Source organism: Methylacidiphilum kamchatkense Kam1 (assembly GCF_007475525.1).
GTDB classification, from domain to species: domain Bacteria; phylum Verrucomicrobiota; class Verrucomicrobiia; order Methylacidiphilales; family Methylacidiphilaceae; genus Methylacidiphilum; species Methylacidiphilum kamchatkense.
On record NZ_CP037899.1, the window covers coordinates 2,178,045 to 2,202,032 of the forward strand.

The window sequence follows — 23,988 nt, forward strand, 5'->3', positions numbered from 1 at the left end:
GTGTGGGGAGTGATGGACGCGTTCGGAGATCTAGCTCTTTCTGGAAAAGCCGCTTTGGCTACAATGGCTCCTGGGGTTTCAGGCTCTCTATTGTCCACTGTCATGGGACTTTTAGTTGCTATCCCTGCGCTTTTCGGATATAACTTCATTGTCGCTACTATTAAAGCTCTGACTATCGATTTGGAAAATTTCGGAACAGAAGTCTTAAGTGAAATAGAAAAAAGATTTGTGGCGGAGGACTCCATCTGATCTTGTAAGAGAGCCAAATAAGATGAAAAAATTCTCAAGCAAATGGCGCTATACTGGATTTTCAGAACTGAATGTTACCCCTATGCTTGATTTTGCTTTTACCTTAATGATTATCTTTCTCATTACTACTCCGTTACTCGAACAAAATCTCGAGATTTCTCTACCATCTCTCAACTCCAAAAAAGAATCCTCTTTTTCTAATAGTCCCCTAGTTTTAGAAATAAACAAAAATGGGAAAATAGTTTGTGATAACATCCCAGTGGATAAGGATACTCTAGAGAAGATACTTTTGGACAGAATACAAAAAGATCCTGAGTTAACGGTATCTCTTAAAATGGACAAGGATCTAAAGTATGAAGAATTTTTGCCTTTTGTAGAAATACTTGAAAAAGCTGGAATAAAAAGGATAGGCCTTGTTCACAATGTCGATGAAAAGCAAACAATCCGAAAGTAGACAAAAAAAATTACCCTTTGGACTTTACGCTGCTTGCCTAGATGGAATCTTTTACATTCCTCTCTTTTGTTTCTTTACCCAATAGCCTATGTATGTAACGCATAGTCAAAAAAATAAAGATTTGCACAAAAGACACCTTTTTTGGAAAATATTTCTCCTCGTAGCTAGTCTTCATCTTGCTATCATTTTAAGTTTTTTTTATTCCATTCTTTTAAAAAATCTACTCAACCAAAAACATCTTATTTCCAATTCATGCCTTCTTCTCCTTCCCGTGAGCCGTCAAATGTAAAATTACATGCGGACAATACTCCAAAAGAAATGACTAAAAAAGTAGAAAAAACCAACGCTTCTTCTTTGAAAATCGCAGATGAGAGTCATTCCAAATTTTCCTCTAACAGAAACACTATCAAAAGTTCTCAACGGAAGCATTCCATTGCCGACAAAGAATTAAAAAGATCCGATTCTTTGCCTCAACCGAAGCATACGGTTGTTCCCGATCTGACCGAAGTCACTAGAAAAATCCCAATCCATCCCAACACTAGTCCACTAGAAGAAAAAGAAAATAAAAACCAGAATTTATCTAATAATGAATCGGCAACGACCAGTACCGAATCAGGGGATTATGAACAATATTACTTGCTTATTCGTGAAAAATTATACTCTCTATGGGACCAACCAGTAGAGCTTTTGGGACTTGGACTTTCTGCTACAATTGAAATGACAGTGGAGAGTAATGGGAAGGTTCGACAATTTAAGCTAGTTCAAAGTTCTGGAAACGAAAAATTTGATCAAAGCGCCCTAGAGGCAGTAAAAAAACTCGAAAGCATTGGCGAACCAAGGCCCTCTACTATACCAGAAGTTATCACTGTCAAATTTCAAATGGCAGAATGAATCTTTTCGTTTTTGAATCTCATCGCTATCAACTCATCCTGCATGGGATGGATGAAATGCGCTTGACAAACTGGAAGGAGGGTATAAAAAGAGTTGAGAAACCTATTCAGGATATCAGTCAACACTTGACATTAATAAGCACTCAGTTCTTTCTGCTTTTATACCGATTTGTTAGTGTGCAATACCTTAAGAGAAAACGCATTACCCCAATTGGAGGACAATACTTTGTGCATGACTGTGGAAATTGTTCTATTCTTCCAAGAGTGCCTTTTCAAACTGAAGCAGAAAGGATTTTTCTTATTGTAGCAAACATCTTTGGAAGGCATACCTTTTCAAGAGAGATATTCAACTCTCAACCCCATAGGGAACAGCCCTTTCAATCCATCGGAAGGATACGAAAGAACAAACGGCTTATGCAATGGGAAACCTATTTCAGGCCAAATAAAAATAAGGATCTTTTCTAAAAATGACCCCTTTGCTTTTGTTTTTTTATTTTTTTATTATCCTTTTTGGTAAGCTCAATGCGCAGGTTGAAGTAACCGGTGGCAAAGTCAAGCTATCCTTGGGATCATTCGTTGGGAAAGAAGCTGAAGCCTGTCAAAAAATAATCTCAAAAGACCTGCTTCAGACCATGCTTATAGATGTTAGTGCTACGGGTAACGAACGCTATATTATTTCAGGGAGAATTTCTGGAAACGTTCTTGAAGGCATCCTTCTAGATAGAACCAAAAAAGAGGAACTCATTCATAAAACTTTTGCTGGAGGAGATATTAGGCAATCTTCTCATCTATTCTCAGATTCCATTTTAGAAACATTAACCGGTGTGAAAGGGTTTGCTACCTGTAAAATAGCCTTTATATCATCAGATACTGGATTTAAAGAGCTCTACTTGATGGACATGGATGGAGCGGGTCTACAGCGGCTAACTTCTGATAAAACCATTAGCGCTCATCCGCGATGGAGTCACGACCGTACGATGATCGCCTATACTTCCTATAAAAGCGGTTATCCTGATGTCTACTTAATCAAACTTTCTAAGCATTCCAGAGTTCGATTCGCCTTTTTCCCTGGAGTCAATTCCGGCGCTGCCTTCTCCCCAGATGATAAATACTTGGCTTTAACCCTGAGCAAAGATGGCAATCCAGAAATTTATATCATGTCCATAGAGGGAGGTACTCCCAGGCAACTAACTCGGAATAGAGCCACAAACACATCACCCTGCTGGTCCCCAGATGGGAGTCAAATCGTTTATACCTCTGATGAAAGAGGAAGCATTCAGCTTTTTATAATTCCTTCAGAAGGAGGTACCTCAAGAAGACTGATTACAGGCAACACCTACAGTTCAGAGCCAGACTGGTCAAAGGATGGGAAAAAAATTGCTTTTAGTGCAAGAATTGGCGGCCAATTTCAGATTGGAGTTTATGATTTAAACAAACAGGAAGCATCAATTCTTACAACGCAAGGTGGAGAAGATCCTTCATGGACTCCAAATTCACGCCATCTTATTTATGAATCACATGGCTCCTTGTATTTATTAGATACAGTCAGCCGACAAACTGTAAAAATTGATTGTGAACTTAAAAATTGTTATCAGCCATCGGTCTCTCCATAATTTTCAAAAAGTCTCCTCTTTTTGCCTTTACAAGGTTTAGCGATTAGCAATAAAAATCATAAAAAATTTGAAAATAAGCCCCTTTTATCCATTCTTTATGTTCCCTCAGGCGGTATTATGAAAAGACTTCTCCCTTTTTCTAAATACAATCCTTTTTTTCTTTTTTTCTTGTTTGCCTGTCTTCTTGCTTTTAGTTGGACAGGATGCGCCAAACACCCCAAAGGGAAAGAAAAACCAACAGCAGAAGAAGAATTTCTGGAAAGTTCTCCTTTACCAAGTCGAGGGGCATTCAATCCAGATTTTGACGTTGATTATTCTCCGTTTAAAGACCAAACGATCTATTTTGCCTTCGACAGTTCTGCTATTCCTGCTACCGAAAGAGGAAAAATTGAAAAAATAGCCCAATGGATGAACGATCATCCAGGCGATTCAATTCTTCTTGCTGGACATTGTGATGAAAGAGGAACTGAAGAATATAACCGTGGACTAGGCGAAAGAAGAGCTATTGCCGTTAGAGAATATCTAGTGGGACTAGGGGTGGCTCCGGAAAGAATACATACTATATCCTATGGGAAAGATCGACCTGCAGCCATTGGACACACGGAAGCCGATTATGCCAAAAACCGCCGAGTCGAAATTGGAGAGATTCGCAAATAGGCTTTTTTGTCCTCTCAAGAAATTCTTTTTTTGCATATTCTATTTTCTTTGATTCTATTTCGATTAATGCAAGAATTGTTTGACTGGCAGGAAAACGAGGAGAAACAGACCATTAGTCCGACAGCTCCTCTAGCAACAAAAATGCGTCCTAGATCACTAGAAGAGCTTGTTGGCCAGGAAGAGATTCTTTTGCCCGGGAAGCCCCTTCGAAGACTAATAGATGCAGACAGGATTCAATCGATCATTTTATTTGGTCCTCCAGGAACAGGAAAAACGACGCTTGCGGAAATTATCGCTAAAAAAACGAAAAGTTTTTTGAAAGACTAAACGCTGTGGAATCTGGAGTAGCTGATTTAAGAAAAATTCTAAACAAAGCCTCGACACGCTGGAAAGAGCAAAAAAGAGGGACGCTTCTTTTTATCGATGAGATTCATCGATTTAACAAATCGCAACAAGATGTCCTCCTTCCAGATTTGGAAACAGGCATCATTAAACTAATAGGAGCAACCACCCATAATCCATGTTTTTACTTAACAGCCCCATTGCTTTCCCGTTCCCAACTTTTCGAGTTTAAAGCGCTATCAAAAAAATCGCTAGAATTTCTCCTAAACCTTGCTCTCGCAGATAAAGAGAGAGGACTTGGCAACTATGAAGCTAAAATTGATAAAGCAGCTCAAGAATTATTATTGGATATCTGTGAGGGGGACGCAAGACGCCTACTTAACTACCTTGAGGTGGCTGTGCTCTCCTCTTATCAGGAAAATAAACAACCCTTAATCATTGGTATTGATGTCATTGAAAATTTAATCCAGAAAAAGACCCCACGCTATGATCACGGCGAAGACGAACATTATGACACAATCTCTGCCTTTATTAAATCAGTGCGTGGCAGCGATCCAGATTCTGCTATTTATTGGCTTGCCAAAATGCTGGCTGCAGGCGAAGACCCTAGATTTATTGCTAGAAGGCTAGTGATCCTTTCGACCGAAGATATTGGGTTAGCAGACCCCAATGGCTTAACTGTGGCAATGGGAGCTTTCGATGCGATTGAAAAAATAGGTATGCCTGAAGGACGGATTCCACTTGCTTTTGCAACTATTTATCTTTGTTTGTCTCCGAAAAGCAACTCCGCCTATAATGCTATCAACAAAGCTATGGAGTGGGTGGAGAAAAAGGAGACAGTTGAAGTCCCTCAATTTTTAAAAGATACCCATTATTCTTGGGCAACTAAACTGGGCCGTGGTATTGGCTATCTCTACAGCCACGATTTTAGGGATGCAATCAGCCCTCAACGATACGGTATTAAGCCAGGAACTTTTTACTCTCCAACGGATCACGGAAAAGAAAAAGAATTCTCAGAAAGATTGAAATACATAGAAAGCCTAAGAAAACAAAACAATCCGATGAATATTTCTGCAGAGGATTCGATTACTTAGAGCGACTTTTTTTACAACCGTTGTTGACTAAACTGATGAGCGTTCATGGAAAATTGCTAAAGAAATAAGATGCAGTTTAAAAATCCCCAAATCCTTTTTGGCTTGTTGCTTTTGCCTCTTTTTTTATTTTTATATTATCATCAAAACTCCGCCTCAAAAGCCACTTTTGCCCACTTATTCAAAGTTTTCTTTTCCCACCAAGGAGTTGAAATTAAAAGAGAAGAGAGCCAAAAGAACCCTATTCCCTGGCTCTTCCTCCTTTCTTCAATCCTTTTTATTGTCGCTTTATCCAGACCCCAATGGGGGGAAACAGACATCGAGTTGCTTCAATCAAACAGCGATTATCTCCTGGCTATAGATGTATCTAAAAGCATGTTAGCAGAAGATACCGTTCCCTCTAGACTGGAAAGAGCAAAACTGCTTGCTTCCAATTTTATTGCCAAACTTCAAGGAGAAAGAGTCGGATTGCTCGCTTTTACTAGGAATGCATTTGTAGAAGTCCCTTTTTCAACTGATTATGATTTAATCCAAGAAATGATTTCAGCATTGTCCCTAGATGATTTTTCAAATGGAGGAACAAGTTTTGCTGCCATGATGGAAGAAGTGCTTCTTTTTTTCTCTTCCGAAGAAAGGCATAAAAAAATACTTATTCTTTTCAGTGACGGCGAAGACCATGGGGGGAGATGGGAACAAAAACTTACTGAATTGAAAAAAAATGGTGTTCAAGTGCTAGCCATCGGCATTGGTTCGTCCAACGGGGCATTAATAAAAAATTCCAATGGGGCGCTCTATAAAGATTACAATGGTCAGCCTATAGTCAGCTTTTTCAATCCTTCTTCATTGGAACTTATTGCACACTCTACTGGTGGTATCTATGTCCAGGCTGATAAGTGGCTTGACATTGTCCCTTTGGTTCAAAAGATGGTAAAGAGTCCAGAGTATTCAAAAAATAAAGAAAAAATGAAAGTACTTGCAGAAAAATACATTTACTTCCTTTTACCAGCATTGTTGCTGGCCATAGCTAGTTTTTATTGGGAATTTCCTCGTCATGAAAGATTCATTATGGTTAATAAACCCGGTGCAAAAGGAAAAAAAAATTAAAGGCCTTTTTTTTCTTTCCTTGTTGTTAGTTTTATTTTTTTTCAGTTCGGCACAAGGAGAAAATACAAATAGAGAACTTTACTTTAACTTCATTGATAGAATAGAAGCAGTGAGTAAAAAGGCTGAATTGACAAAAAATGATTGTGTGATGATTGCCCAGTCAACCATTGATCTTGGGAAAAAAAACAAACTTCCCACTGGAGTGATTGAAGATGGAATAAAAGCTGTGGAATTAGGAAAGTTGCTCGATCCCAATTTTCCCTATTGGGAAAACTATTTAAAAGAACTTTTAAAACTTCTTGAAGAGAATGCCTCTTCTTCAAACATGTCAAACAAAAAGACTGAGCCAGCTCAGAATCAAAAAGAAAAAAACACTCTGTCCGAACCTATGTCAGAGTCGAATCTCAAAAAAGGGGGGATGGATCTAAAAGAAAAAAAACAAGGCTTTTCGAAAGATAACCTTTCTTTAGGAAAAAATCCCTCTGCTTTTCCTTCTTCTAAAAAAGAACAAAAAGAATCAACAACTAGCGAATCAAAACAAACTCAAAACTCTCCCCTTTCACCTGATAATCTCTTTTCCGATTCAGAAAATTCAACTGGAGAAGAGACAGAAAAAGAGATAAAATTAAGGCAAATCAAACAGCTAGATAACCCATCAACATTCTTCAAAAGAATGCGTCAAATTGAAAGTGAGACAAACGATTCTTATTTGGAAGATCCCGATTGGTAAGATCCGATTGGTTTTCCTAGCTTGTTGTTTTTATACATTGCTCAGCATAATGACTCTAGGCAATGTAATGGCCTTTTCTGCCCATTGGTTGCCCATAAATGAGAAGTTGGAACCTGGGGTATCTGGACATCTCTCTCTTATTTTCGAAAATTGTTCTCCTCAAGATGAAGTAAAACCACCCAAAGTTGCTTTTTTGGAAATAGAGGCTCCATCCATCAGCCGAAATAGCCGTAACGAGCTTATATACGACTTTCCTATTATTCCTCACCAACCTGGCAATTATATTATTCCTCCGTTTTTGATTGCCACAGACCATGGACTGGTGGAAATCCCCCCTATTTCTTTTACAGTAAAAGAAGTAGAAATAGCTCCTATATCGGCTGATGGCGTAGATGCCCAAGTGCTTATCCCCCAAAGAACATTATGGAAAGGCGAGCCTTTTGTCATAGAATATAGACTCTTAACCCGCTCAGGAACTTTTTTAGATATCACAAGTCAGCCTGAATGGGATCCAAAGGATTTTCTTTCCAATCGTTGGGGAAAACCTCAACGAGTGATTTTAAATGCCAACGGAACGTATGCTAGCGGTCTGCGCTACACCACCACTTTATTATCCTTAAAAGCAGGCAAAATTGTTTTACCTCCAATCAGTCAGCAACTTACTTTGGAAATAGAAAGATTTGGGCGCGGTCTTTTTCTCAACCTATTGTCAAACCCATCCACTCCACAACCGAACCCAAAGTCATTGAAATAGCTCCTCTTCCGGCAGCGCCTCCTGATTTTTCTGAAGCAATAGGAACCTTTAAACTTTCCTGTAAGGTGAACCCCGTTGAAGCCATTCAAGGCGAACCAATTTCCCTCTCGATACGAATAGAAGGTACAGGGAATTGGGCAGTCCCCTGGAAACTACCGGAATATCCCCCTTTTAAAGGTATAAGAGTTATAAATTCGTTGCCATCCCGTCAAATAGACCCCGAGTCTTTGTTTACTGGGGTTCTGAAAATGGAGTTAGTCCTTATACCTGATATTTTTGGAGAAATAGATCTGCCTGCCTATTCTTTTACCTACTTTGACGTGACGCAAGGGGAATATCAAACATTAAAATCTGATCCAATTCATTTATCTGTGAAAAAATCCTCCCTTTCAAAACAGACTCTAGACAATAAACCAGAGCTCCTTAGTGAGCGCTCTCAGTCGATTAATACAGGCTATCCTCAAGATATGTTACCAACTGGGCCTCTCCTTGGTATGGAAAAAGGCTTAGCCCCTTTTCCGCCATGGGACCTTGGGAGAGAAAGCCTACTTTTTGCATTTATATTCTTATTTCTTTGGTGTTTGCTTTGCTGGGATCGGGTTGCCCATAAACCTTTTCTGCTCCAGAAGAAAAAGGCGGGTCATTGTTTAAGGACCATCCCGCAAGCGATTGCTAAAGCAAAGACTAATGAGGAGATTTATAGGTATCTGTTACTGTGGCAAAAAGCATTTAAAGAGTTTTGGGATATTCCTTATCCCTTCCCAGATGAGGAATCTATTGAAAAACGGCTTATAAAGACCTATCTAAAGAACTCTGCCATTGCAAAAAAATGGGCAGCTTTGTGGAATCAGTCCCAGCTTTATTTGTTTGGTCGACTCTCTACTCCTTCTCCACAATGGATTGATGAGGCTCAAGAGCTAGCTCGAAGACTTCCCAAAGCTAAGATTCCCTTAAAAGAATTCTTTACCACGGCCAATTTCCTTCCCTTCCTTTCCCTGATTATTTTCGTCGGGCTGATATTTAGTATTTTAACAAGCAATCTAAAAGGATCAAAAAATCTAGTTGGCCCACTCCCCTTTTCTTTTACAAGCAACAAAAGGCTCCCCTCTTATGCCTCTTCCATTCTATTTTGTTCACTATCTGATCCTCCTTCTGATTCGAAAGTTGAAGCGTTTAGTTCTGAAGAGGCTTATCGATGCTATGAAAAAGGGGAGTTTGCTAAGGCTATTGACATTTGGAAGAAAAAAACCCTATTCCAACCTCTGGATTGGAAAACAAGAAATAATCTTGGGCTAGCCTTTTCACAACAAGAACAATGGCAAAGAGCCTTAGGAGAATGGACAGCAGCTTTTCTATTAGCCCCTCGCAATGCTTCAGTCAGATGGAATTTCACTGTCGGAATCAATAAAAACCCTGAAGCTGATACACATATTCATTCTCTACAGAAAAATGGCTATTCAAACAGGTTAAAAATCTTTCTCTCTCCTGGAGAATGGGAAAGAGTAGCTGCTATAAGTATCTTTTTGTTGTTCCTTTCCTTATGTATTTTTCTTTTGCATTTGTATCAGAAAATCAGAATTCCAGCCTTTTGCTTCAGCATTGTATTGGTGTTGGCTTTTATAAGCAGTCTTTCTTTGTTAGAATTTTTTTCATACGGTCTTTTTGCAACACCCAATGCCGGGATGCTTGTTCAGGATACCCCCTTGCGGTCGGTTCCAACAGAGGTCCAACAACAAAACCTACCTGTAAAAGCAGGGTCAGTGATTAAAGTTCTAAAAGCCTATTTAGGATGGTACAAAATAGAATTTATAAATGGCCAGAATGGCTGGGTAAGGTCCCAATGCGTAACTCTCTTTTATAAAACTCCTCATGCATTCGTTTCTGAAAAAGAAAAAGCTTTTTATTTCTCCATTTTTCATAACTAAAGAGGCAGTCTTTTCTTCTCTAAGCTTTCTATTTGTTCAACCATATTTTGAGCTACTTTCACCGAATCAAATAAGCTTTCGGCCAATTCTCTGGCTTTCATGGAATGATAAGCATAATTTTTTTCAATCCTTTTTATGGCCTCAATCGCTTCAGACATCGTCGTAAAAGAGAAAAGACCCGCTCCGGTAGGGATGATCCTTGACCACCCTGTATCCTGAATTACTGCTGGTTTTCCCATTGCCAAATAACATACTGTTCGATCGCTAAACCAGCCACAATCGCTCAGCCAGTAGCCATTTTTAACCACAGAAAATTCTCCCCGAGAAACACCGATAAAATTTCTATAGCTTTCAAAATCTGAGGCTATAGCTGAAACGCTGATCATTTCCCAGTCCTTGGAAAGAAAACGGTTACGAATTTCGTGGTCTTCTTGCAGATCCGAAGCAATCTGAAAAAGAACTTTCCCATCAAAAAAAAGAGGAAGCTCAATCACCTTTTCGAACTCATTGGCTTTGTTCCCGTAAACCTTACCTTCCCAATTTACTTCAGGATAGCCACACCAATGAGTGATTGTTGACCATTTTGTGCCGCCAAACCGTTTGGGCCACAGCTCTAAACATACTGGAGGAAATGTAGGAATCCAATTGATCCCCGTGAAAGGGATGCTCTTTCCATCCTCTTGCAAAGAAAGGCCAACTGTAAAAAAAATGTCATGGGCTTCCAGATTCATATCGCAGCCATAACCCTTGGCCCATATTTGGGTAAAGGTAGGATCCAAATCCAGATAAACCCTTTTTTTAAAGGCAGAAAGTAGGTTCTTATTACGTATGAGCCCTGAAATATTTAAAAGAAAAGAACTTTCCCTTGCAAAATGCAGAAAGGCATCGAGATTGTCTGCTTCACCATTAATAAAAATCGTAGATTGCTCGACAAAATCAAAATAGGAAGTAAGTAGCTTCCAATGGTTTAAACCTAATTCCAGGGCTTGTTTGGGATGATAATTTTTAATTTTTGGCAAACTCTCTTGGGTGATCTCTTCTAAAAGCCAAACATCCCACCCAAGGTTACGAAAGGCATATGCCCATTGAATAAAGAGAAGATTAATCCCAATCGCAGAAATCGGATAACCAGCAATACGACATCCGATGACTACCTTTTTGGCCATGCATCATTCCACTATCATTTTTAGGCCAAAAAATAAAATTAAATCTCCACCTCTAAGTCTTCTCCAATTTTTTGACAATGATAAGCTGTTACTCCTTTAGTTGCCGGTCCACAAAGAACTTCTCCTGTCTTTAAACTAAATCGTGCACCATGCCAGGGGCATTCCACTTCCCCCTCTTCCAGAAATCCTTCACTCAGAGGACCTCCTTCGTGGGGACAGGTATCATCAAGAGCATAATAGGCTCCCTTATAACAAAAGATAGCTATTTTTTTTCCCTCCAGTTCGATGCATTTAGCTCCTCCTTCAGGAATTTCAGAAGCTTTAAAAGGACATTTAAACTTAGCCATGCTCCGATTTTTAATGGGCTCTATGCAGTTGTCAATGAAATTTGAGAGGCTGCTGAATGCTATGTTTTACCCCTTAAATACACTTACAAATGGATATGCCTCAGTTAACTGCCATTGGCTTCTCTTTTCCTTTTCTCTGGGCTAAGCTCTTTCTGCCTAGTATCCCTTTTGGCTCCCCCAGTCGTCTCCTCTCTTTCTTGCTTTATATTTATCGCTGTCTCCATGCTACTAATAGCCTCTCCCTCCACGTTCTCTTCTCTCTTCCTTGATTCATAGGGCTTTAGACTCATCGGGTCATGAAAAAACTTAGACAAATTCATTGCCAAAAGGCCTTAATTCCATAAAATGAGTAAAAATGCAAAAATCTTCTTTCCCTCGGTTTTTTTATCTAACTCTTCTATCCGCTTTATTTATGGGAGGATGCGCTCTAAACAACACACAAAAGACAAAGCAACTTTCTTCGGCATTCCCTTCCAATTTGATTCGGGTGAGCATTCATGATCAAAAAATGGAGCTGATTCAAAATGTAGGCAAAAATGGAGAATCCCACCGTTATTACCCTGTATCAACCTCTAAATATGGTATTGGGGATGAATGGAATAGTTATAAAACCCCTATTGGAAGATTTGTTATTGCAAAAAAAATAGGGGATGGCATCCCTTTGGGCGGCAAGTTTTACCATAGAAAATTTACTGGAGATGTCATTAAATTGACCGCTTATGACCCTTCAAATCCGGCTTTTGATCATGACAGCATTTTGACAAGAATTCTTTGGCTTAGAGGTTTGGATTCTCAGAATAAAAATTCCTTTTACAGAGGAATATTTATCCATGGGACTAATCAAGAACCGCTTGTCGGACAGCCTGTCAGCTATGGGTGCATAAGAATGAAAAATAGGGATGTTCTTGAACTTTACGATATGGTCGGAGAAAACACCCCTGTATATATTCAGAAAGAACCACTCAAAAAGCCGGTTCCTAAAGAGGTTTTAGCAAGCTTTCATTTTTATAATCAGCCAAGAATTCAATCAACGGCTTCTTCCTCTATTCAAGAACAGCCTTCCATTAAGGTTGTGCCAGCTATAGCAGTAGCTTCTGAGCCAACATCAAACACAACTATTTCAGGAAGTAGTCCTCAAAAAACTGTAATCCAAAGCAATAATGTCCTTGTCAAACAGGCTCCTAGAACCGTAGCCCAACCCACTAACTCAAAGAGTCATTCCCAATTGGCCTCCAAAAGGCAAGCCACTACTACTCATAGTTCTAAACATCCCCATTCGACAAAACCATTGGTTCACAGCAAGAAAAAAATAAGTGCTATTAAGTTAGCAAGCCATTCAACAAAATCCTCTACAGTTGATCCTTCCTCTTCAAAAAGAAAAAGCCTCTTGAGTGACTGGATTGAAGCCAAGCACCATGCAAAGAGAAGCCGTTATTTTCCGTTCTTCAAATTTTTGAAATGCAGCAAATGTAGAAAGCAATCGTTGCGATGTAAAAGCAGCAGAACTTGTCATCTTATCGTTGCATAAAGCATCTTTGTTCCTTCTTGCAATGGCACAAAAGGGAATCAATTGGATTAAACTATTGAAAGAATGGTTTTTATCCTCTCATCATGCTGAAAAATGGATTCGTTAGACGATTTTGATGCATCAAATCGTATATAAATGGGCCGAATGGACGACTTTTGGATAAAAACTAATTTTTGATTTTCAAAAGCTCGTTGCCCTGGCAAAGCAAACGAGCAAACCTGTACTCCCAGAAACGTTAAAAGGCTTGTTTGGTCGGGGCGACAGGATTTGAACCTGCGACTCCCTGCTCCCAAAGCAGGTGCTCTAGCCAGGCTGAGCTACGCCCCGTTGTCTTCCATCTTTCCTAAAAAGGTTCCCCTCCTCATGCTCTACATTCAGACACTGAACATGAGACTGGGCTGGAAGGATAAAACCGTCGGTAGGCCACAACCCTCTAAAACTTTGCGTGTCGAGTTAGCATGCTTTATATTAACCGATCGTCAAGCAAAAACAATAATCTCATTGTTGAGAAAAAGAAGAAAAGAAAAAAATAATAAATGAAAATGATAAAGTAATTTCTTTTGCAATGTTATTTTCTATACATAATTGTAGTATTTCTCTCATTCAAAATTAAGAAAAACCCTGAATAAATAGAGGAAAAACTTGGCATGCTTTTAGCTCTATAGTAGGAATAGATTATGAGCTTAAAAATAGAAAATCTTCACGGAGGCATCGGAGGAAAAGAGATTGTTAAAGGTATATCTTTGGAAATCAATCCAGGAGAAGTTCATGCTATCATGGGACCGAATGGTTCAGGAAAAAGCACCCTTTCAAAATTGTTAACCGGACATCCTGATTATGAGGTCTATTCGGGAACCGTGTTATTGGATGGGGAACCCATCCTTGATCTCGCACCAGATGAAAGGTCTAGAAAAGGATTGTTCATGGCCTTTCAATATCCTTGTGAAATTCCTGGAGTGACTGTAGCTAACTTTCTTCGTGCGGCTTTACAGGCACGGCTTCCTGAAGGAAAGACGCTCAACATCACCGATTTCTATAAAGAGCTGTATGCCGCTATGGAAAAACTAGCTATGGATAGGAAATTTAGTTCCCGATATGTTAACGAAGGTTTTTCTGGAGGAGAAAAAAAGAGAAACGAAATTCTTCAAATGGCTATCTTAAAACCAAAGTATGCTATTCTTGATGAAACGGATAGTGGTTTAGACATTGATGCCCTTAAGATCGTTGCTAACGGAGTGAATTCCTTGAAAGGCCCTCATATGGGGATTTTACTCATTACCCATTATCAAAGACTTCTTAATTATATTTTACCGGATCGTGTCCATGTAATGGTCAATGGAAGGATTGTGGAAAGTGGAACAAAGGAGCTAGCTTTAAAACTAGAAGAAAAAGGATACAGCCAATTTGAAGAAGAATTGGCAGTGCAAACTCCATAAAGTTGAAGTAAATTTCATTACAAAGATAAAAAGGGGGAAAACCTATGCAGACTGTAAAAGAAATGAATAAAGAAGAGGTTGTGCTGATCAATTCCAGTGTAGAGGATTTTTCTTATGATATTGAATACTCTTATGATGCTGGCATAGGGTTAAATGAAAAAACCATAGACTATATTTGCGACGTAAAAAATGACCCCGATTGGATCCGTGCTTTTAGGAAAAGAGCTCTTCAAATTTTTCTCCAAAAGCCGTTGCCTGTGCATTGGGCAAGTAAAGAGCTCGAAAAAATTGATTTTGATAAAATCCGCTATTATCTAGCCTACAACAAGACCCCTCAAAGAAGTTGGGACGATGTGCCTGAGGAAGTTAAAAAAACCTTTGAAAGATTGGGAATTCCGGAGCAGGAAAGAAAGTTTCTTGCTGGTGTAGAAGCTCAATTTGACAGCGAATCTGCTTATTCCAACATCAAAGAATCATTAAGCAAACAAGGGGTTATATTTGTTGGGAGCACGGAGGGATTGCACAAATATCCAGAAATTTTTCGTAAATGGTTTGCTAAAGTTATCCCCCAGCTGACAATAAGTTTGCAGCTCTGAATAGTGCTGTCTTTAGCGGTGGAAGCTTTATATATGTCCCTCCAGGAGTCAAAGTTCAACAGCCGCTTCAAGCTTATTTCAGAATTAACGCCGAAAGTTTTGGTCAGTTTGAAAGAACTCTTATCATTGCTGATGAAGGCTCAGAAGTGACATATATGGAGGGCTGTACGGCGCCTCGGTTTGAAACCTCCACCTTACACAGTGCAGTCGTTGAGTTGGTCGCGATGCCTGGTGCAAAAATTCAATATATAACGGTGCAAAATTGGAGTTCGAATGTTTTTAATCTGGTAACCAAAAGGGCCATTGCCATGGAAGAAGCCGAAGTCCGATGGCTTGATTGTAACATCGGCTCCCGCTTGACAATGAAATATCCAGGGGTGGTCCTTAAAGGGAGAAAAGCGAGGGGAGAAGTCCTTAGCATAGCTCTTGCAAATAGTGGTCAGCATCAAGATACAGGGGCGAAAATGTATCATGCTGCCGATGAAACCTCCAGTAATATTATTTCTAAGAGCATTAGTATTGGCTCAGGAAGAGCCAGTTACCGAGGGCTTGTTAGCATGCCTGATCATTTAAAAAATTGTAAGAATAATACCGAATGTGATGCCTTACTTATTAACTCGTCTTCACGGACAGACACCTATCCAGCAATAACAGTGATTGGCAACAAAAACGCCACTCAACATGAGGCAAGCGTTAGTAAGATCAGTGCCGAACAACTCTTTTATATGCAACAACGTGGACTACCTGAAGATGAAGCTATGAGCTTGTCGGTTAACGGATTTATCAATGAACTAGTGAGAGAATTTCCCATGGAATATAGTGTAGAATTAAAAAGGTTGATCGATTTGGAAATGGAAGGTTCGGTTGGTTAGGCTTCCTTAAGGATCTCTCATTCTAAAATAGACAATGGAGTAGTTTCCCATGCACCTTATGCAAAAGAACTCTGTAGTAACCAAGGCAGAAAAAAATATCATCCCTTCCTGGTGGGAGGATATCCGAAGGCAAGCCCTTTTGGACTATGAGCAGCTTTCCCCTCCACAAAAAAAAGATGAAAAATGGCGATTTTCCACTATAGAGAAAATAAAATGGGAAGGCTACACTCCAAAGATTCCAGTAAGTCCTTCGGATCTAGATAAGATCTGTCAATTCTTCCCTTATGAAAATTCACTTGGTTCGATTGTCTACGGAAATGATAACTTGCTTTTTTATTCTCCAATCTCTGAAAAACTTCAAAAAATGGGGGTCATTTTCTCTCCTTTAATTGACGCCATAACCTTATATCCCGACCTCTTAAAAGAGTACATTTTTAAAGAAAAACTTTCTATGGGGAGTGACAAATTTGAAGCTCTCCATCGATCGAATACTCTATCTGGCGTTTTTCTTTATGTTCCTAAATATGTTGAAATTCAGGAATTTTTTGAAGTATGGTTTTGGCTTTCTGAATCTAACATAGGAACCTATCCACATTGCTTATTCGTTTTGGAAGAAGGCAGTAAGGCAAGAGTACAATTAAATTTTAGATCCATCAATGAGAGAGGAGGCTTTAGTTGCTCAGCAATAGAGAGTTACCTTGCTCAATCCTCGCATTTCGAACTTGTCTCTGTACAACAATGGGCCAAAGAGGTTAATTCTTTTCTATTCAGCCTTACCGATGTTGGTCAAGACGCTCAAAGTTCTTCTTTATACGTCAATGTTGGAGGGGTATACAATCGCTTTGAAGGCAAAACACGCCTTAGTGGTGCTGGAGGCTCAGCCGAAGTGCTTTCTGCTACTATAGCAAAGAATAATCAAGAATTTGATCAACGAACCCTCCAGATTCATTCCGCTCCTTATACAACCAGTAATCTATTGTTTAAAAATGTATTGTTTGATTCAGCAAAAACTATTTTTTCTGGCATGATCAATGTTTCTCCAGAGGCTCAGAAAACGGATGCCTATCAAAGTAATAAAAATTTGATATTGGGAGAAAACGCTGAAGCCAATTCTTTACCTGGTCTTGAAATTATGGCCGATGATGTTCGATGCACTCATGGAGCGACAACCGGAAGCCTAGCAAAAGAAGAATTATTTTATAGTCAACAGAGAGGAATACCCAAACCGGTTTTTGAAAAGCTTTATTCGGTTGGATTTCTTGCTGAGTGTGTCCAAAGATTAAAAAATACGCAAATAGCTAATCGAATCCTTGACTTTCTCCACAGTTGCTTGCAAGTATAAACGAAAAGTGTTATCTATACTGTTAAATGAATGTGAACAGTTCCCAATCCAAGCTCTCGAGAGATCTAGAAGCTATCCTCATTCCCAGCGGGGAAAAAGTACAGCTTCAGAAAGATAAACCCTTCCAAATTACCCAATCCATGGGAGGGTCATATACCCTCATCTATGATAATAGGCTATTGGTGAGGGTAGACTCTAAAGATGCCGATGCCCTTGGAATCCAACAAGAGCTTTCTTCCCAGAAAGAGATTTTAAGCGAACATGAAGAACTGACCGAAGAAATTATATACAGCCGTCTAAAAGAAGTATATGATCCAGAAATTCCTGTAAACATTGTAGATCTTGGATTAGTGTATGACTGTCAAATTAAAAGAAAAGAAGACGGTAGCTATTCTGTAGCTGTTAAGATGACATTGACTGCACCTGGATGTGGCATGGGGACTATTTTAGCACAAGACGCTCAATCAAGAATCCTTGAAATACCATCTGTTTCAGAAGCCCAAGTGGATTTGGTTTGGGACCCTCCATGGAATCCCAGCATGATTAGTGAGGAAGGAAAAATGATCCTTGGTTTGGTTTAAGAGAACTTTTTTTTCCTGTTCCTATTCTTGAACGACAATTCCTTGCTTGGAAGTCGCCCAGGATATTATTCCCTGAGTGATGATTTCTGCATACTCAACGAAAATGCTTTTAACAGATTTTCCATTTATATTTTTATTGCCATCATAATCTCCAGCAATGATCCTATCATAGGAATCAACGGAGTTCATATAAGGGCCTTCGATAAAAACAACTGGGCTATGATAGATTCGATTAGCCAATAAGTTTCTTGCAAAAACATAAGGACTTTTCCCGACCTTATAGGCTGCCGACCAATGCGTATAAGTTTCAGGTGGAAAGTTCCATACGACTTCCATTTCTTTGGCTACGGCTTCGGAAATTTCCAACTCAGGAAGAGCTGTCCGAGACAAAAGCTTGTAGAGCATATCCCACTTTTGATCATCAAAAACTAATTCTTCTTCCGAATAATTTCCATTAACAAATACTACCAATTTACTTTTGGGAACAAGCTCTTCACGTGTTGGATGCTCTGACCATTTGTCGGCATTGAAATGGACACAAATAGTTATATCCGGCCTCAAACGATCTACTAACTCGGCTCTCGCTCTTATTTCTGCATTTCTATAGAAAAGTCTTTCAGCAGTTAATGAAATTTTTTTTTCTATTTCATCTGAAAAACGATATGGCAGATTATCTTGGTTTTCGAACGGAAATAGAAGAGCAATGGCATCCTTCCTTAGATTGGCTGGCCGTAGTTCTGTCACAGGCTCATAATCTTTTTTTGTCCAAACAACTTTGGCTCCAGCAGCTTCCAATAATTTTGCTGCCCTTTTACAAACATTCATATTGAGCTCAGCTTCTATGACAGGAGGATCAGAACCAATTTGAAAAAATCTTTCTTCCATTTTTGCCCATTTCCCTCCGATATGTCCGGGATCCAAGCAGATAATGAGGCCTTTTAGTGGCTTTGTTTCTATAGGCTCTTCTCCTCTAGTTTTTATATTAGATACCCAATTTGCCTTAAGAGGCACCTGTGATTCTGGATCGGGAGCAAGACGCAATCGATATAATAGTTCGTTATGCTCCGTATCTGAATATATAGTTACTTCGTTGCCATTAATAATTGTGTATCGCCAAAAAGATCCGCTTGGGGAATAAAGCGTGTTTATTAATTGAACAAACTCATCCCTTGTAATGGTTTCTTGAAATTGATCTAGACGAGACCAATCAGGAGAGGGGGCAAGGGGAGATAATTTTTGCACAGCAAAAAGAGGGATCAAACTCTGAAAGAAAAAAAAACAATTGCTAGAAATATCCCTTTTTGCATAATACCTCAACAATCGATGGTACCTCTATCAATGTAAAACTTTTGAAAAATTTAGTTTCATCTTATATATCTTGCCTGTGATTGCCCCTATAATAACATAGCCAATGAAGTGCTCCAGTCCGTTTTTGTCTGCAAAAAAGTCCAGAATCCAACACGCTTCTTCATGCTCTTTAAGGGATGCGAGCCGAAAGGTTACTGTGCTTAGCCTAACGGCTTTAAACATCTCGTTAGATTTTATGGCAATGTCTAAAGCTCTATTCGAGTCTATTTTTAATTTAGAAGGATTAACCGTATTTTCTTTTTTATAAGGCAAAAGGTGTAAATTTCCAAGGGAAAAAAGACCATCTTTAATTTCCGTTACCTGTCCTCCAGCAACTGTAATTTGTTCGGAATGGGACCATGAATGCGGATTCCAATAAATAAACTGCCAACTGACTGGAGTTAAAGTTGTAGGACTGCGTTGGCCAATGATTCCATACAAATACTGTTTGGAATCCGGACTCACTTGCTTTTCAGCAATTCTAAGGGCTTCAAAAGCCGTAGGAGTTTTTGCATATAAAAAAAGAGGATAGAATAAAAAGGCAAAAAGGAGTATCGAGCGTTTCATGTTTTTTTCTTTCCTTTATATAGAGATTAGAATTTCACTCACTCAATAGCAAAGAAACAAAAAAAGATCATAAGCAAAAGAAATAAAGAAGGAAAAGTTTCTTTTTTATTTAGTCCTTGATTTACACTATTTTTTATCGATTCCTTTGAAATTTATAATCAAGCTATGGCAACCATACTAGTCACCGGTGGCACAGGGTTTATTGGTAAAAGTATAGTCAAGCTTCTTTGCCAGCTAGGATATAAGGTGAGAGTGTCGACTAGGAGTTTAAAGCAAATAAAAGCGCTTTACGAGCTATCTTGTGAATTCTTAGTGGGAGATCTTTCGGATTTGTCTTTTGCTAGAAAATGCTGTTCGGGAGTCGATGCCGTTATTCATTTAGTAGGAATTATTGTTGAGCAGGGACAAGATACTTTCAAGAAAGTGCATGTTCAAATTACTAAAAACATGATTCAAGCTTCTAAGGAAAACGGAGTGAAACGATTTCTTCACATGAGTGCATTAGGGACTCGTCCTAATGCTAGAAGCCGTTATCATCAAACAAAATGGACTGCCGAAGAACTTGTAAGAAATAGCGAACTGGATTGGACAATTTTTCAGCCCTCTGTTGTCTTTGGAATTGGAGATGATTTTACGAAAAGATTATATAAAATGCTTTTTTTTCAAAATAATCCTCTACTGTTATTCCCATTGATTGATGGGGGAAAAAGCAAGCTTCAACCTATATTCGTTGGAAATGTTGCAGAAGCCTTTGTTCGGGCCATCCCCAATCCTAATACCTTTCATAAAACCTACCCTCTTACTGGTCCAGAGGTCTACTCATTAAAAGAAATTCTATTGTTGATTTTAGATAAAGGTCAGATACCCTACAAAATTGAATCTTTTCCCTTTTATACATTATCAAGAATTGTGATGGCACTATTAAGCTTTTTAGTTTATCCTCTTATCGGCCTTAAGGCGTTGTTTGAACATTGGCGCGGAGACTTTTGGGCTCCATATCTGCTTTCTTGGCTTTTGCTCTCACTGCTGCTTCGTAAAAGTATGGAAAAGAGATTACTATTTAATGTGCCTTCTGCTGTTGCTTTACCTCTTGTTGGAATTGTTGAAAAACTAATCAAAAATCCACCTATAACAAAGGAAATGCTTGTGATGCTACAAGAAGACTCCATTGCCGATAGCTCCGAAGCAATTAAAGAACTTGATCTCCAATTGGTATCTTTTAAAACACTTCTGCCAGATATCATCGACGCAATTGTTATGTAAGAGTTTCAAGTCAATGCTTTTTGTTGTGAGAGAACTACTTCTCTGATTCTTTGGGCTGCTTCGGTAATTTCTTCTTCGGTGGTAAATTTTCCGATAGAAAATCGAATCGAAGAAATGGCTTGAGAAGACTCATATCCCATCGCCATAAGGACGTGAGAAGGCTGACTAGTGCCAGACATACAAGCTGAACCACTAGATGCCGCAATGCCAGCAAGATCAAGCCCTATTAAAAGATCATGTCCATTGAGTCCTGAAAAGAGGACAAGAAGCGTATTAGGTACTCTGCGAGTGGGATCTCCAATACGCTCTATTCCTGGAAGATCAGCTAGGGATTCCCACAGTCTTTCGATGAGTTGAAATTGTCTTTCCTTTTGTTCATCCATCTCTAGGAGAGAAATTTCTAAAGCTTTTGCTAGTCCAATGATTCCTAACAAATTCTCTGTTCCGCCTCTCTTTCCTTTTTCTTGATTGCCGCCATAGATCAGTCTTTCAAACGGAACCCCTTCTTTGATATAAAGGATTCCTACACCTTTGGGTCCATAAAATTTATGAGCTGAAAGGCTAGCCAAAGACAATCCTTTTAAATCTATGGGGACTTTTCCGATGCTCTGAACAATGTCGGAATGAAAAAAAATTTCTTTTTGTTTGCACAGATTTGCTATTTCTTCAATTGGCTGGCAAACTCCTGTCTCATTGTTTGCCGATTGGATGGAAACAAGAATAGTTTGATCCGTAAGGGAAGAAGCTAATTTGTCTACATCGACTACTCCTTGTTTAGAACAGGGAACGAAAGTGATTTTGCATCCATTTTTTTCTAAGGAAGCGGCTGTTTCTAAAACTGCATGATGCTCTATTGCTGATAGAACAATATGGTTTTTCTTTTTCTTGTTTCCATAGATTACCCCCATGAGCGCCAAGGAATCACTCTCTGAGCCTCCAGAAGTAAAAATAATTTCCTTGCTTTTAACTCCAAGAAGCTTGGCCACTTTTTCACGGGCTTTTTCTATTAGAAAGCGCGCCTGTCTGCCCTCTTCATGGATGCTTGAAGGATTCCCTATGACGGTCATCCCTAAGGCTATTTCTTTGATAACCTCAGGATCCATAGGGGTTGAGGCATTGTAGTCAAGGTAAATGCGTTTCATTACCTATCTTTTTATTGATCTATTCGTTCTTCGTTCTTACGCGAATTTCTTGATCTACCAGAGTGACAATCGAATTGGGAGCGACTGGATGTGTCAGCCAGACATTACCACCTATGATGCTGCCTGCCCCTATTACTGTTTCTCCTCCAAGAATGGTTGCTCCTGGATAGATAGTTACGTAATCTTCAATCGTAGGATGCCTTTTTTGTCCACGTAATTTTCTTCCCCCCTTGGTGGATCGAGCACCAAGAGTAACTCCATGGTATATTTTCACATGATGTCCAATCTTGCACGTTTCCCCAATGACAATGCCCGTTCCATGGTCTATGAAAAAATCTGAACCAATCTCGGCTCCAGGATGGATGTCAATTCCTGTTCTTGCATGAGCCCATTCGGTCATCATCCTTGGAATCAAGGCCACATTTTCCTGATAAAGTACATGAGCTAATCTATAGACAGCTATGGCTTCAATTCCTGGATATGCCAAAAGTACTTCTTCAATGCTTGCTGAAGCCGGATCTCCTTCATAGGTTGCTTTTAGATCCGTAGCTAAAATCTTCCTGATTTCTGGAAGTTTAGATAAAAATCTCTGGCATATTGATTCAGCAGTTTGATCCTTTATAGGAGAGAAAAGTAAGCTTTTTTCCAGCTCCTCTAGTAAAGCTTGATACACTCTTTTTAAAACTTCCAAACAAAACGACCCTACTTTGTCCTGAGAAAGAGAAAGAGAAATATAAAATCCAGGAAAGATAAGACTTAAAAGGTCTTCGGTGAGTTTTGAGACGGCTTTTTTTGAAGGAAGGTTCTTCCCGTCAGCACAATTGATGCCGCCATAAATCTTATAAGAGGTAAGAAGCTCCTCTAAAATCAAATTGAAAGAAAAATTTTCCATTTTTTCCCCTTATGTATTAAAATCTAATTTAATCCTAATGAAAACTTTCAATTTTTAGCTATCGTTATTCCATCTATTCTCAATCATATTAGCTATTAGTAAGCTGTAATTCATTTGAAAATATTGTTTGATTTTTACTATGAGGGACCAAAAGTATTTTACTTTGGAAACACTTGCTGCTTTTCATCCAACAAAACCTAGTTTTGCAGTCTTAGGAAAGCCAATTGCTCACTCCTTATCTCCCATTTTCCAAAAGGCAGCTTTTGAAAAATTATCCATCGATTCAGAATACCTACGGCTGGAAGTTTCAGAAGAAGAATTAGAACAAGCAGTGGAAATTTTGGTTAAAAAAGGTTTTTTAGGTTGGAATTGTACTTCTCCTCTTAAAAAAAAGATGATGGAGTTGTGTAACCAATTGGACCATTCGGCAATAGCTCTGGGATCAGTCAATACCGTTAAGAGAAGAGAAAAAGTCTTATTGGGCTTTAATACGGACGGCTGCGGATGGGTAAACGATATTAAAAAAAACTTCTCTATTGATTTCCATAAGTTATCCATTACCATACTAGGCACGGGAGGAGCAGGGGAAGCTATTGCCAAACAATCAGCCAAGGAAGGTGCCCAAAAACTCATATTAATAAATAGAACTTATGGTAATGCTTTAAATTTGGCAAATGTTTTAGAAAGTCAGTACAACACTAAAGTTCAAGTCCTGGCTTTAATGGAGGCTAATGTTAAAAAAGCAATTGAGCAAAGCGAGCTTTTGGTTCAAGCCCTCCCTTTTCAACATTTTAACTCTCTTGGATTTCATTGGGAGAATATTCTGCGACCTGGAATCCTTCTTTATGATCTTTTATACTTTCCTAATCCCACCCCCCTTGAATCAATAGCAAAAAAATCAGGTTGCAAGGCATTAAATGGTCTGGGAATGCTTATCGAACAGGGTGCTCTTTCATTTTCAATATGGACCGGCCTTCCTGCACCTATTGAAATAATGAAAAAATCAGTAGCTTCTTATGAAGCTTAAATATTTGATTTAGAAAAGGGAAAAACCCAGAAGGCTTTTTCTATTGGAAGATAGAAAAAAATTATTCATGTCA

General features: G+C 39.0%; 25 protein-coding genes, 1 tRNA gene and 1 pseudogene. 19 read left to right on the plus strand and 8 right to left on the minus strand.

What is annotated here, in order from left to right; all coding sequences use genetic code 11:
- The first annotated feature begins 12 nt into the window (after positions 1-12).
- From kam1_RS10900 to kam1_RS10015, 12 genes are all read left to right on the plus strand, one after another.
- Complete coding sequence (locus kam1_RS10900; RefSeq protein ID WP_244946076.1) at positions 13-249, plus strand: MotA/TolQ/ExbB proton channel family protein; 237 nt, start codon at positions 13-15, stop codon at positions 247-249.
- A 22-nt stretch (positions 250-271) separates the two neighbouring features.
- Positions 272-703 carry an ExbD/TolR family protein gene (locus kam1_RS09975; protein ID WP_039721495.1) on the plus strand — a complete coding sequence of 144 codons (432 nt, stop codon included), beginning with the start codon at positions 272-274 and terminating at the stop codon, positions 701-703.
- A 318-nt stretch (positions 704-1,021) separates the two neighbouring features.
- The gene (locus tag kam1_RS09980) at positions 1,022-1,594 is read left to right on the plus strand and encodes an energy transducer TonB (protein WP_161792035.1); all 573 of its coding nucleotides are present in this window, start codon (positions 1,022-1,024) and stop codon (positions 1,592-1,594) included.
- Complete coding sequence (locus kam1_RS09985) at positions 1,591-2,058, plus strand: hypothetical protein (RefSeq protein WP_039721497.1); 468 nt, start codon at positions 1,591-1,593, stop codon at positions 2,056-2,058. Before kam1_RS09980 ends, kam1_RS09985 begins: the two co-directional genes overlap by 4 nt.
- 2 nt (positions 2,059-2,060) lie before the next feature.
- Entirely contained in the window at positions 2,061-3,206 is a 1,146-nt protein-coding gene (locus tag kam1_RS09990) for a DPP IV N-terminal domain-containing protein (RefSeq protein ID WP_143958433.1), read from the plus strand.
- Positions 3,207-3,227: 21 nt separating this feature from the next.
- Positions 3,228-3,863 (plus strand): peptidoglycan-associated lipoprotein, encoded by a 636-nt coding sequence (locus tag kam1_RS09995; RefSeq protein ID WP_244946077.1) that lies wholly within the window; start codon positions 3,228-3,230, stop codon positions 3,861-3,863.
- A 30-nt stretch (positions 3,864-3,893) separates the two neighbouring features.
- Entirely contained in the window at positions 3,894-4,190 is a 297-nt protein-coding gene (locus kam1_RS10905; RefSeq protein WP_244946078.1) for an AAA family ATPase, read from the plus strand.
- A gap of 5 nt (positions 4,191-4,195) precedes the next feature.
- On the plus strand, positions 4,196-5,299 hold the full coding sequence (locus tag kam1_RS10000) for a replication-associated recombination protein A (RefSeq protein ID WP_235277247.1): 1,104 nt from the start codon (positions 4,196-4,198) through the stop codon (positions 5,297-5,299).
- A 69-nt stretch (positions 5,300-5,368) separates the two neighbouring features.
- Positions 5,369-6,400 (plus strand): vWA domain-containing protein, encoded by a 1,032-nt coding sequence (locus kam1_RS10005; RefSeq protein WP_039721499.1) that lies wholly within the window; start codon positions 5,369-5,371, stop codon positions 6,398-6,400.
- Positions 6,401-6,509: 109 nt separating this feature from the next.
- Positions 6,510-7,130, plus strand: coding sequence for a hypothetical protein (locus kam1_RS10010; RefSeq protein WP_172616770.1), 621 nt, complete (start codon positions 6,510-6,512; stop codon positions 7,128-7,130).
- The gene (locus tag kam1_RS10910) at positions 7,084-7,884 is read left to right on the plus strand and encodes a BatD family protein (RefSeq protein WP_244946079.1); all 801 of its coding nucleotides are present in this window, start codon (positions 7,084-7,086) and stop codon (positions 7,882-7,884) included. The genes kam1_RS10010 and kam1_RS10910 overlap by 47 nt, the downstream gene beginning before the upstream one ends.
- A gap of 65 nt (positions 7,885-7,949) precedes the next feature.
- Positions 7,950-9,809 (plus strand): BatD family protein, encoded by a 1,860-nt coding sequence (locus kam1_RS10015; RefSeq protein WP_244946080.1) that lies wholly within the window; start codon positions 7,950-7,952, stop codon positions 9,807-9,809.
- Here the strand turns inward: kam1_RS10015 and kam1_RS10020 are convergent.
- From kam1_RS10020 to kam1_RS10030, 3 genes are all read right to left on the minus strand, one after another.
- Positions 9,806-10,975: a hypothetical protein gene (locus tag kam1_RS10020; protein ID WP_039721501.1), complete on the minus strand. Its 1,170-nt coding sequence runs from the start codon at positions 10,973-10,975 to the stop codon at positions 9,806-9,808. The genes kam1_RS10015 and kam1_RS10020 overlap by 4 nt on opposite strands.
- A gap of 38 nt (positions 10,976-11,013) precedes the next feature.
- Positions 11,014-11,322 (minus strand): Rieske (2Fe-2S) protein, encoded by a 309-nt coding sequence (locus kam1_RS10025; protein ID WP_039721502.1) that lies wholly within the window; start codon positions 11,320-11,322, stop codon positions 11,014-11,016.
- 104 nt (positions 11,323-11,426) lie between these two features.
- Positions 11,427-11,642 (minus strand): hypothetical protein, encoded by a 216-nt coding sequence (locus kam1_RS10030; protein ID WP_143958435.1) that lies wholly within the window; start codon positions 11,640-11,642, stop codon positions 11,427-11,429.
- Between the two features lie 35 nt (positions 11,643-11,677).
- Here kam1_RS10030 and kam1_RS10035 point away from each other — a divergent pair, with 35 nt between their 5' ends.
- Positions 11,678-12,850 (plus strand): L,D-transpeptidase family protein, encoded by a 1,173-nt coding sequence (locus tag kam1_RS10035; protein ID WP_143958436.1) that lies wholly within the window; start codon positions 11,678-11,680, stop codon positions 12,848-12,850.
- A 249-nt stretch (positions 12,851-13,099) separates the two neighbouring features.
- On the opposite strand, the gene kam1_RS10040 is transcribed toward kam1_RS10035, so the two are convergent.
- Positions 13,100-13,177, minus strand: a tRNA-Pro gene (locus tag kam1_RS10040).
- Between the two features lie 350 nt (positions 13,178-13,527).
- Between kam1_RS10040 and sufC the strand changes: the two genes are divergently transcribed.
- The 4 genes and pseudogenes from sufC to sufT all read left to right on the plus strand — a co-directional run bounded on the left by sufC (position 13,528) and on the right by sufT (position 17,677).
- Positions 13,528-14,286 (plus strand): Fe-S cluster assembly ATPase SufC, encoded by a 759-nt coding sequence (gene sufC / locus kam1_RS10045; RefSeq protein WP_039721506.1) that lies wholly within the window; start codon positions 13,528-13,530, stop codon positions 14,284-14,286.
- Between the two features lie 44 nt (positions 14,287-14,330).
- Positions 14,331-15,754: pseudogene (sufB, locus tag kam1_RS11325) on the plus strand (Fe-S cluster assembly protein SufB).
- Positions 15,755-15,812: 58 nt separating this feature from the next.
- Positions 15,813-17,096: a SufB/SufD family protein gene (locus kam1_RS10055; protein ID WP_235277249.1), complete on the plus strand. Its 1,284-nt coding sequence runs from the start codon at positions 15,813-15,815 to the stop codon at positions 17,094-17,096.
- A gap of 26 nt (positions 17,097-17,122) precedes the next feature.
- Entirely contained in the window at positions 17,123-17,677 is a 555-nt protein-coding gene (gene sufT / locus kam1_RS10060) for a putative Fe-S cluster assembly protein SufT (protein WP_039721509.1), read from the plus strand.
- Positions 17,678-17,698: 21 nt separating this feature from the next.
- On the opposite strand, the gene kam1_RS10065 is transcribed toward sufT, so the two are convergent.
- Positions 17,699-18,937: an N-acetylmuramoyl-L-alanine amidase gene (locus kam1_RS10065; RefSeq protein WP_244946081.1), complete on the minus strand. Its 1,239-nt coding sequence runs from the start codon at positions 18,935-18,937 to the stop codon at positions 17,699-17,701.
- Positions 18,938-19,012: 75 nt separating this feature from the next.
- Positions 19,013-19,591 (minus strand): hypothetical protein, encoded by a 579-nt coding sequence (locus kam1_RS10070; protein ID WP_039721510.1) that lies wholly within the window; start codon positions 19,589-19,591, stop codon positions 19,013-19,015.
- Positions 19,592-19,756: 165 nt separating this feature from the next.
- Between kam1_RS10070 and kam1_RS10075 the strand changes: the two genes are divergently transcribed.
- Positions 19,757-20,854: a complex I NDUFA9 subunit family protein gene (locus kam1_RS10075; RefSeq protein WP_039721511.1), complete on the plus strand. Its 1,098-nt coding sequence runs from the start codon at positions 19,757-19,759 to the stop codon at positions 20,852-20,854.
- A gap of 5 nt (positions 20,855-20,859) precedes the next feature.
- Here kam1_RS10075 and kam1_RS10080 read toward each other — a convergent pair whose 3' ends face one another.
- Positions 20,860-21,996, minus strand: a complete 1,137-nt coding sequence (locus kam1_RS10080) for a cysteine desulfurase family protein (RefSeq protein WP_039721512.1) — start codon at positions 21,994-21,996, stop codon at positions 20,860-20,862.
- Positions 21,997-22,015: 19 nt separating this feature from the next.
- Positions 22,016-22,888: a serine O-acetyltransferase EpsC gene (gene epsC / locus kam1_RS10085; protein WP_052250484.1), complete on the minus strand. Its 873-nt coding sequence runs from the start codon at positions 22,886-22,888 to the stop codon at positions 22,016-22,018.
- Positions 22,889-23,051: 163 nt separating this feature from the next.
- Between epsC and aroE the strand changes: the two genes are divergently transcribed.
- Complete coding sequence (gene aroE, locus kam1_RS10090) at positions 23,052-23,915, plus strand: shikimate dehydrogenase (protein WP_235277255.1); 864 nt, start codon at positions 23,052-23,054, stop codon at positions 23,913-23,915.
- Positions 23,916-23,988: the final 73 nt, after the last annotated feature.